Source organism: Pseudomonas sp. ANT_H12B, from assembly GCF_008369325.1.
Lineage (GTDB): Bacteria > Pseudomonadota > Gammaproteobacteria > Pseudomonadales > Pseudomonadaceae > Aquipseudomonas.
This window is the reverse complement of record NZ_VOBI01000040.1, coordinates 1-9,535: the sequence shown is the minus strand read 5'-3', so window position 1 is coordinate 9,535 and position 9,535 is coordinate 1. Positions and strand designations below refer to the sequence as shown.

At 58.2% G+C, this 9,535-nt stretch carries 9 protein-coding genes and 2 pseudogenes; 5 read left to right on the top strand and 6 right to left on the bottom strand.

The window, feature by feature from the left end:
* Window positions 1–157: 157 nt before the first annotated feature.
* Together ssuD and FQ185_RS29860 are read right to left on the bottom strand one after the other, a co-directional pair.
* A pseudogene (gene ssuD / locus FQ185_RS29865) lies at window positions 158–1,126 on the bottom strand (FMNH2-dependent alkanesulfonate monooxygenase); the annotation flags it as partial.
* Window positions 1,123–1,257 (bottom strand): annotated as a pseudogene (locus FQ185_RS29860) (FMN reductase); the annotation flags it as partial. The pseudogenes FQ185_RS29860 and ssuD, both read right to left, overlap by 4 nt.
* A 401-nt stretch (window positions 1,258–1,658) precedes the next feature.
* On the opposite strand from FQ185_RS29860, the gene FQ185_RS29855 reads away from it, so the two are divergent.
* From FQ185_RS29855 to FQ185_RS29840, 4 genes are all read left to right on the top strand, one after another.
* The gene (locus FQ185_RS29855) at window positions 1,659–1,928 is read left to right on the top strand and encodes a hypothetical protein (RefSeq protein WP_149420575.1); all 270 of its coding nucleotides are present in this window, start codon (window positions 1,659–1,661) and stop codon (window positions 1,926–1,928) included.
* Between the two features lie 101 nt (window positions 1,929–2,029).
* A complete protein-coding gene (locus FQ185_RS29850) occupies window positions 2,030–2,644 on the top strand; it encodes a LysE family translocator (protein WP_149420574.1) in 615 nt (204 codons plus the stop codon).
* A gap of 204 nt (window positions 2,645–2,848) precedes the next feature.
* Entirely contained in the window at window positions 2,849–4,006 is a 1,158-nt protein-coding gene (locus FQ185_RS29845; RefSeq protein WP_149420573.1) for a cysteine desulfurase family protein, read from the top strand.
* A gap of 65 nt (window positions 4,007–4,071) precedes the next feature.
* Complete coding sequence (locus FQ185_RS29840; protein ID WP_149420572.1) at window positions 4,072–5,880, top strand: aminopeptidase P family protein; 1,809 nt, start codon at window positions 4,072–4,074, stop codon at window positions 5,878–5,880.
* A 47-nt stretch (window positions 5,881–5,927) separates the two neighbouring features.
* Here FQ185_RS29840 and FQ185_RS29835 read toward each other — a convergent pair whose 3' ends face one another.
* Complete coding sequence (locus FQ185_RS29835) at window positions 5,928–6,518, bottom strand: 2-hydroxychromene-2-carboxylate isomerase (RefSeq protein ID WP_149420571.1); 591 nt, start codon at window positions 6,516–6,518, stop codon at window positions 5,928–5,930.
* A 36-nt stretch (window positions 6,519–6,554) separates the two neighbouring features.
* The gene (locus FQ185_RS29830) at window positions 6,555–7,283 is read right to left on the bottom strand and encodes an SDR family oxidoreductase (RefSeq protein WP_149420570.1); all 729 of its coding nucleotides are present in this window, start codon (window positions 7,281–7,283) and stop codon (window positions 6,555–6,557) included.
* A 93-nt stretch (window positions 7,284–7,376) separates the two neighbouring features.
* Here FQ185_RS29830 and FQ185_RS29825 point away from each other — a divergent pair, with 93 nt between their 5' ends.
* Window positions 7,377–7,937, top strand: coding sequence for a TetR/AcrR family transcriptional regulator (locus tag FQ185_RS29825; protein ID WP_149420569.1), 561 nt, complete (start codon window positions 7,377–7,379; stop codon window positions 7,935–7,937).
* Window positions 7,938–7,952: 15 nt separating this feature from the next.
* Here FQ185_RS29825 and FQ185_RS29820 read toward each other — a convergent pair whose 3' ends face one another.
* Together FQ185_RS29820 and rhtA are read right to left on the bottom strand one after the other, a co-directional pair.
* Window positions 7,953–8,234, bottom strand: coding sequence for a hypothetical protein (locus FQ185_RS29820; protein WP_149420568.1), 282 nt, complete (start codon window positions 8,232–8,234; stop codon window positions 7,953–7,955).
* A 168-nt stretch (window positions 8,235–8,402) separates the two neighbouring features.
* Window positions 8,403–9,290 (bottom strand): threonine/homoserine exporter RhtA, encoded by an 888-nt coding sequence (rhtA, locus tag FQ185_RS29815; protein WP_149420567.1) that lies wholly within the window; start codon window positions 9,288–9,290, stop codon window positions 8,403–8,405.
* Window positions 9,291–9,535: the final 245 nt, after the last annotated feature.

The following is a 9,535-nucleotide window of genomic DNA, read 5'->3' as shown; positions in this document are numbered from 1 at the left end:
GGTGTGCCACATCCCTCAAACCCGCGCTACCGGAACAGTAGTCCTGCACTGCTGCCAGTTTTACTTGCTCTGTGTACTTACCCATGACACCCCCAAAGGTTGTGTTCAACCTTTGGGGGTCAGTTCAGAGCGTGGGAACGATCAGTACGGGAGGCTTTCAGGCCGTGGCTTTGGTGGGCAGCACATCATTGGCAATCATTTCGCCAAACGGCCCGGTGAGATTGGTGACGCCGCGTCCGGCCAGACTCGCGTACGGCTCAGGCAGCAGCGGGAACACCAACCCGGCAAAGCGATAGGCCTCTTCGAGGTGCGGGTAGCCGGAGAAGATGAAACTCTCGATCCCCAGGTCCGCGTACTCCTTGATCCGCTCCGCCACTTGCTGCGGATCGCCTACCAGCGCCGTGCCGGCACCGCCACGTACCAGGCCGACACCGACCCAGAGGTTGGGCGAGATTTCAAGATTGTCGCGACGCCCGTCATGCAACGCCGCCATGCGTCGCTGACCTTCGGAGTCGAAACGCGAGAACGACTTCTGCGCGGCGGCGATGGTCTCGTCGCTGATGTGCTCGATGAGTTTGTCGGCGGCTTTCCAAGCCTCCTCGGCGGTCTCGCGAACGATCACGTGCAAGCGAATGCCAAACTTCACCGTGCGACCGTTTCTGGCTGCACGCTCACGCACATCGGCGAGTTTTTCCGCCACCGCGGCTGGCGGTTCGCCCCAGGTCAAATAGACATCAACCTGCTCGGCGGCGAGTTCATGGGCCGCCTCCGATGAACCACCGAAGTACAACGGTGGATACGGTTTCTGCACCGGCGGATACAACGCCTTGGCGTTCTGTACTTGCAGGTGCTTGCCTTCGAAATCCACCGATTCACCTTGCAGCACTCGCCGCCAGATTTTCAGGAACTCGTCGGTGACTTCGTAGCGCTCACTGTGATCGAGGAAGATCCCGTCACCACGGTTTTCATCCGGGTCGCCACCGGTCACCACGTTGATCAGCAGTCGGCCATTGGACAAGCGATCCAGCGTGGCGGCCATGCGTGCCGAGACCGTCGGCGAAATGATCCCCGGCCGAATCGCCACCAGGTGCCGCAGGCGTTCGGTCAGTGGCACCAATGCCGACCCAGTTCGATCAGCTTGCTCTCGATAGGTAGTTGCTCGGCCAGTTGCGCCAACAGCGCTTGTGTCAGCACCAACGTGCGGGACGGACGCCAGGTTCCGCCGGAAAGGGCAACGACTTTCAATGGACGCGACATGATCAGTTCCTTTTTAAACAGTTGCTCAGGCGAGCAGTGAGTAGTCACTGGCATTGAGCAAGCGCTGTACCAATCCCTCGGAGCCCGGATTTACGGGGCTTTCAGCGCGTTGGCCGGTAGACGCTGTTCGATTGGCAGCGCTGTTTGTTGATTGACTGTTGCCTGGCAAACAGTTGCCTGGGCAACAGTGCGTGAAGCGTGAGGGTTGTTATAAAGGCTGGTTGTTATTCCGCAAAAGATTGTAAATTAATATTAATAGGTCATTTAGAGATATAAGGTTGGTAGCCAGCGCGATGTTAGCCAAAGTCGATAGCCACTATTGAGAGCGTTGATTTCTGCTGATCGGATACCCGGCGTAGCCTGTGTTCATTGCCCCGAACCCAGATGCCAGGACGCCCAGGATGAAACATTTACTCACTACTTTCTTGTTGCTCGCCGTCACTGTTCTCGCCGGATGTGCCAGCCATGTTTCCCCGGAACTTCGGCCTTATACCGCTGAAGAAAGCAAGGAATTGGCGCTGGAGGCCCTGAACCGCCGCGGCTTGTCCTTCGACGAGTACCACGCGAAAAAAGCCGAATTGCTCGGCCAACCGCAAAAGTCGTTCAATTTTGATACCCAAGGCGAAATGAACGCCGAGCGAGCTGTACAACTTCATGGTCGCCCAAGCTGAGCGACAACTGTACTGCTTGAAGTTTTGCGCAACTGTCCGTGGGTTTCCCTCAAGGCGTGCGATAGGGTCAACATCTGACTGACCCTGATGGACTGCTGCTCATGACGCTTTCACTCGACCTGCTGCTGGGCTTTGCGCTGTTTGCACTCGTCACCTCGATCACTCCCGGCCCGAACAACACCATGTTGCTGGCATCGGGCGTGAACTTCGGCTTTAACCGCACCATCCCTCACATGCTGGGCATTACCTGCGGCTTCTTCGTGCTGGTCGTGGCGGTCGGTTTCGGTCTGGGCGCCGTGTTTCAAACCTATCCTTTGCTCTACAGCGTGCTGCGTTACGTCGGCGCGGCGTATTTGCTGTACCTGGCGTGGAAAATTGCCCATTCAGGGCCTGTCTCGGACACCGAGCAGGGTGAAGCCAAGCCGATCAGTTATCTGGGCGCCGCAGCGTTTCAGTGGGTCAATCCCAAGGCCTGGATCATGGCCATCGGTGCCATCAGCACCTATACGCCGATGCAGGGCTACTTCACCAATGTGATCGTGATTGCCGCCGTTTTCGCCCTGATCAACTTGCCGAGTGTTGGCGTCTGGGCCGCGTGTGGAACGCTGTTGCGCAACGTGCTGAAGGATCGCCGCTGGTTGCGCCTGTTCAACTGGGGAATGGCCGCGCTGCTGGTAGTTTCCCTGTACCCGTTGTTGCTCGAGAGTTTTAGCTGACGCACTGCTTCAACCGGTTACCCGATGCCTGTTAAGCTCGACTTCAGGAGCGTTCCTACGCACTTTTAAATGAAGTTGTTCTTCTTTAACGGCCTCCGATCAGGTATTTCTAACGCTCTGACGTGTCGGCGCAGCTCACGAGGCTGCGCTTTGAGATTTCAGTGACGAGCTTCCTGATCCCGGAACACGCTCTGCGAGTCTTTTATGAATAAGCGTCCTCTGTATTTCGACTACGCCGCCACCACGCCGGTGGATGAGCGGGTCATCAAGGTCATGGTCGAGTGTCTGGGTTTTACCGGCAACTTCGGCAACCCGGCGTCCAGCTCTCATGCCTTCGGCCAGCAGGCCCGGCAATCGGTCGAGCAGGCGCGGCGCCAAGTCGCGGAATTGGTCGGCGCCCAGGCACAACAAATCGTCTGGACCTCCGGCGCCACCGAATCCAACAACCTTGCCCTCAAGGGCGTAGCCCAGGCGCGCGGGGTTAGCGGCGGCCACATCATCACCAGCCAGATCGAACACAAGGCGATTCTCGACACCGCGAAACAATTGCAGGACGCCGGTGTGGCGGTGACGTATCTGGTGCCTGATGCCGAGGGGTTGATTACCCCGCAAGCGGTGAGTGAGGCAATGCGCGAGGACACCTTTCTGGTGTCGCTGATGCTGGTCAACAATGAATTGGGCACGGTCAACGACATCCCTGCGATCGGTCAGATCGTGCGCGATCGCGATGCGTTGTTCCATGTCGACGCGGCTCAGGGCGCGGGCAAAGTGGCGATCGATCTGGCTCAATGGCCGGTGGACCTGATGTCGTTTTCTGCCCACAAGATTTACGGCCCCAAAGGTATCGGTGCGCTGTATGTCGGCCCTCGCGCGCAGCAGCGGTTGCAGGCGCAGATCCACGGCGGCGGACACGAGGGTGGTTTGCGTTCCGGTACCTTGGCGACCCACCAGATTGCGGCCATGGGCGTAGCCTTTGCGTTGGCGGCGTCAGTGTTCGATGAAGAAAAAGCCACGATCGTGCGTCTGCGTGAACGCTTGCTTGAGCAACTGCTGAGTATGCCTGGCGTTCGGCTCAATGGCAGTGCGACCCAGCGCATTCCCCATACCCTGAGCCTGACCTTCAACGAAGGCGAGTTCAATTCCGCAGCGTTGAGCACCTCGATCGCGTTTTCCGCGACCTCGGCCTGCAACTCCGCGAGCAATGCTCCGTCCCACGTGCTGCTGGCCCTGGGGCATGACGCTCGTTCGGCGAGTCGCACCATTCGCTTGAGCCTGGGGCGTTTCACCACCGAGCAGGACATTGATCAAGCGGTACAACTGATTAAAACGGCATCCGCCGGTGCTCCGGCATTCTGGCAGTAGAGCCTCAAAGCGCCGACTCAGATCGGCACTTAACAATAATGATGAAGTGATTAGCAGGAGACATGATGAGTACGCAGCCTTTGACCCATGGATTGGTACCCCAGCGCCTGGCGCAAACCCGCGAGCTGATGAGCCGCGAGGGCATTCATGCGCTGCTGGTGCCGTCGGCCGACCCGCACCTGTCGGAATACCTCCCGGGTTATTGGCAGGGGCGGCAGTGGCTGTCGGGCTTTCATGGCTCGGTCGGCACACTGATCGTTACACCGGACTTTGCCGGCGTCTGGGCCGATAGCCGTTATTGGGAACAAGCGAGTAAGGAACTCAAGGGCAGCGGCATCGAACTGGTCAAGCTGCAACCGGGCCAACCCGGGCCGCTAGACTGGCTGGCCGAACAAACCCCTGAAGGTGGCGTCGTGGCGGTAGATGGTGCGGTAATGGCCGTGGCTTCGGCGCGTACGTTGGGTGGCAAACTGGAAGAACGCGGCGCACGTCTGCGCACTGACATCGATCTGCTGAGCGAAGTCTGGAGCGACCGCCCGACGCTGCCTAATGAGCCGATCTATCAACACTTACCGCCACAGGCGACTGTCAGCCGTGGCGAGAAACTCGCCAAGCTGCGTGAGGTATTGAAAGAACGCGGCGCTGATTGGCATTTCATCGCCACCCTCGACGACATCGCCTGGCTGTTCAACCTGCGCGGCGGCGATGTGTCGTTCAACCCGGTGTTTGTCTCTTTTGCCCTGATCAGCCAGCAGCAGGCCACTTTATTCGTGGCACTGAGCAAGGTCGATGCCGAGTTGCGCGCAATCCTCGAGCAGGATGGCGTGACCCTGCGCGATTACAGTGAAGTGGCCGCCGCATTGCGCGCCGTGCCGAGCGGCGCGAGCCTGCAAGTCGATCCGGCACGCGTCACCGCCGGCTTGCTGGATAATCTCAACAGCGGCGTGAAGCTGGTCGAAGGCCTGAACCCGACGACATTGGCCAAATCGCAGAAAAGCCTGGCCGATGCCGAGCACATTCGTCAGGCCATGGAGCAGGATGGCGCGGCGCTGTGCGAATTTTTCACCTGGCTGGACAGTGCGTTGGGTCGTGAGCGCATCACCGAACTGACCATCGACGAACACCTGACGTCTGCGCGTACCCGACGTCCGGGTTATGTGTCGCTGAGCTTCAACACCATCGCCGCGTTCAACGCCAATGGTGCGATGCCGCATTACCATGCCACCGAAGAAGAACACGCGGTGATCGAGGGCGATGGCCTGTTGCTGATCGACTCCGGCGGTCAATACCTGGGCGGCACCACGGACATCACCCGCATGGTGCCCGTCGGTACGCCGACCGACGAGCAGAAGCGCGATTGCACGCGGGTACTCAAAGGCGTGATTGCCTTGTCCCGTGCGCAATTCCCGAAAGGCATTCTGTCGCCGTTGCTGGACTCTATTGCCCGGGCGCCGATCTGGGCCGAGAGCGTCGATTACGGTCACGGCACCGGTCACGGCGTCGGCTACTTCCTGAACGTTCACGAAGGTCCGCAAGTCATCGCCTATCAGGCTGCGGCAGCACCGCAAACCGCGATGCAGCCGGGCATGATCACGTCCATCGAACCAGGCACTTATCGCCCAGGCCGTTGGGGTGTGCGGATCGAGAACCTGGTATTGAACCGTGAGGCGGGCGAGAGCGAGTTCGGCGAGTTCCTGAAATTCGAAACCCTGACTCTGTGCCCGATCGACACTCGTTGCCTGGAGCCGTCGCTGCTGACTCTGGACGAGAAACAGTGGTTCAACGCCTACCACGCCGAGGTGCGCGAGCGCTTGAGCCCGTTGCTGGATGGTGCAGCGCTCGAATGGTTGAACACCCGGACTGCGGCTATTTGACCGGTTGGCGTTCAGGCGCTTTTTCGAGCGCCTGACGTCGTCGGGATTTAACTCAGGGCTTCAAGGACGAAGTCCAGCCGATCCTGGCCAAAGAACAACTGATTATCGACAAACATGCTTGGTGCTCCGAATACGCCTCGTTGTACTGCTTTCTCGGTGTTGTCCTTGAGCGCGGCTTTGACTTCCTCGTCGGTGGTCAGGGCCAGCACCTCATTTGGATCGAAGCCGTTCTGTATCAGAACAGCCGCAACCGTTGCCGGGTCTTCGAGACTTCGACCTTCAACCCAAAGAGCGCGAAACAGGCAATCAATAAACGCCTGAAAGCGTTCGGGGTGGCGTAACTGCATACCCGTGACGGCGCGCATGAGCATCAGGGTGTTGATCGGAAAGTGCGGGTTGAACTTCAGCGGTACGCCGTAGCGCTGGGCGTAGCGATCCAGGTCCTGAAACATGTAGCGACCCTTGGCCGGGATTGTCGCCGGGGACGCGTTGCCAGTGGCTTTGAAGACGCCACCCAACAGGATGGGTATGTAGATCAGCTGGCTGTCGGTCTGTTCACAGATCTTCGGCAGTTGGGTATACGCCAGGTAGGTGGCGGGGCTGCCGAGGTCGAAGAAGAACTCCACGGTTTTGCTCATGGTTATTGCACTCTGCTTATTGTTATAGGGGAGGGCTTACCAGCGTTCGTTCCAGGGACGCAAGTCCAGTTCGAAGGTCCAGGCGTCGCGGGGCTGGCTGTGCAGGTACCAATAGTTCTCGGCGATGTGCTCGGGATTGAGGATGCCGTCCTGGTCCTTGGTCGCGTACTTCTCGGGGAAACTGTCGCGGATAAAATCGGTATCGATGGCGCCATCGACAACAACGTGGGCGACATGAATATTCATCGGGCCCAGTTCGCGGGCCATGCTTTGTGCCAGCGCCCGAACCCCGTGCTTGGCACCGGCAAACGCCGCAAACCCCGCGGCACCTCGCATGCCGGCAGTGGCACCGGTAAACAAGATAGTGCCGCGTTGACGTTTGGCCATGCGCTTGGCCACTTCACGGGCGTTGAGAAACCCCGAGAAGCAGGCCATCTCCCAGATCTTGAAATACTTGCGGGCGGTTTCTTCAAGAATGCTGCAAGGAACATTGGCGCCGATATTGAAGACGAACGCTTCGATCGGGCCTATCTGGCTTTCGATCTGCTCGACCAGCGCAATCACGTCCTCTTCCTTGCGCGCATCGCAGGCGAAACCGTGTGCTTCACCGCCATGGTCCTTGATGGCGTCCACCAATGGCTGGAGTTTGTCTGCGCTGCGGCGGGTAACGCAGGCGACAAATCCTTCCTGCGCAAAACGCTTGGCAATAGCGCCACCCGTGGCATCCCCTGCGCCTACAACCAGTACGACCTTCTTGTTATTCATGGGTAGATCCCTTTGCTAAACGATCGTTAACTGAACGAACGTTATGCTACGATTCGATCAGCGTCAAGGCGATCAATCCTGAGGGGCAAGGCAATGCGTTACTCGGCCAATCACAAGCTGGAAACCAAAGAGAAGCTGCTGGAAAGCAGTGCGGTATCAGCCAAGAAGTCTGGTTTTTCAACAGTGGGTGTCGACGGCTTGATGAGGGCTATCGGCTTGAGTGGCGGGGCTTTCTATAGTCACTTTTCGTCGAAGGACGAGCTGTTTGCTTCAATCGTCGAGCGTGAGCTGTGTCAAAGCGTGGAACGACTGGGCGCTGATCAGGATCGTGAAAAATTCGCGCGCTGCCTCAAACACTACTTGAGTATGGCCCATGTCGAGCATCCGGAATCCGGTTGTGCTTTGCCGGCATTGGGAGCCGAGATTGCCCGTTCGGACGTTATGATTCGTCAGCAGGCGGAGCGCTGGATTTGCCGGTTGCAGGAGAGTTGGGCGCGGGTTCTGGAAAGCGACAGCCTGGCATGGGCGATTCTGTCGCAATGCATCGGTGCGTTAGTACTGGCACGAATGTTGGCCACTCCCGACATCCAGCGCACGGTGCTGAAGTCCAGTTACGATGAGATTAGCCGCCAGATTGCCGGTCCAGGAACCTGAAAAGGTAGCATCAACCTATTTGCAGATCACGATCATGCTGCGGCTTGTGTATCCGGCAGGGTTGAGGCCAAACGGGTAATCGCCTGGTTCTTCCACGGCATCTCCCGACTTGGCGATAACCTTGTAACCCTTGGGCGCGCACGAGTTGGCGGCACTGGTGTAGCACTTGTCCCAGGATGATGAGAGTCCTGAGCAGTTGATATGCAGCCCTCTCTTGCCATGCTTGATCTGGGTTTTGGATGTCGCTGCGCAGCCCGCAACTGCAAGTACCGCGATCAGTATCAAAATTCGTTTCATTGCTGTCCTTATAGCTTCCCCGGATCTTGCGCCCGGGTCTGGCTGTATTCGCTTTCGTTTGAAACGTTCTGATGTCCCTATCCTGAAAAGTCCATGTCTGACACTGGGTTGCGGGCCTAAACATGGCCTAATTGAGCGGCAAATACCAGACCCTCGTCAAATCCGGGGTCAATCTGCCGCAACCGCAGGCTTGGCGGAACTTCCCATGGTGATGGTCGCGCCGACGGAAGCCAGAATGATGCACATGATGGCCATCCACTGTGACAGCGTGAGGTACTCCTGGAGGAACAATAGGCCGGACAGCGCGCCAATTGCAGGTTCAATACTCATCAGCGTACCGAAGGTGCGCGTTGGCATTCGGGTGAGGGCAACCATCTCCAGTGTGTAGGGCAGGGCGGTAGACAACAGGGCGACACCGATGGCTATGGGGATCAGGGACGGAGTCAGCAACGCGGCGCCAGCATGGGCAATGCCGAAAGGGGTAACGAACAGTGCGGCAATCATCACTCCCAGTGCTGCGGTCTGCACACCATTGTCAGCGCCTGCCTTTTGGCCAAACAGAATGTAAAACGCCCAGCAGACCCCGGCACCCAGGGCGTAACCGGCCCCTGCCAGATCGATTCCTGCCGTTGCTGCTCCTGTCGGTATTAGCAGCAACAAACCGACGGCGGCCAGGGCGATCCACAAAAAGTCGATTGCGCGACGTGAGGCATAGATCGCAACCGCCAGTGGCCCGGTGAATTCCAGCGCAACCGCGATTCCCAAGGGGACGGTGCGCAAAGACATATAGAAGAGCAAGTTCATGCCACCCAGCGCTATCCCGTAAACGATGACGGTCCGCAGGGATTTTGCGGTGAGCGTCGCCCGCCATGGGCGCAGGAGCAGCACCATGATTACGCTGGCGAAGATCAGTCGCAAAGTTGTCGTTCCTTGGGCGCCGATAACAGGAAACATGCTTTTGGCCAGGGAAGCGCCGGACTGGATCGACGCCATGGCTACTAATAGCAGGCCAACCGAGAGCAGGGTTGAGGCAAGACTGCGGGGCTGGTCATTCATTGCGTGGCATCGTCCGAAGTAGGAAGCGAAAATATTGTTCTATGTGCTGGGCAATATACTGCGCAATCACTACCGGCGCGTCTATATAAGCAGTGATTTTGAACAACCTGATAGAAAAGCGTAATTAAGGGTTGACGGCAGATTCTGGAAGTCTATAATTCGCCCCACTTCCGGCGCAGTCGAAACGGAAAACTCCTTGGTAAACAATGAGTTACGCAGTTTTCGACAGCGAGTTGCTTCAGGTC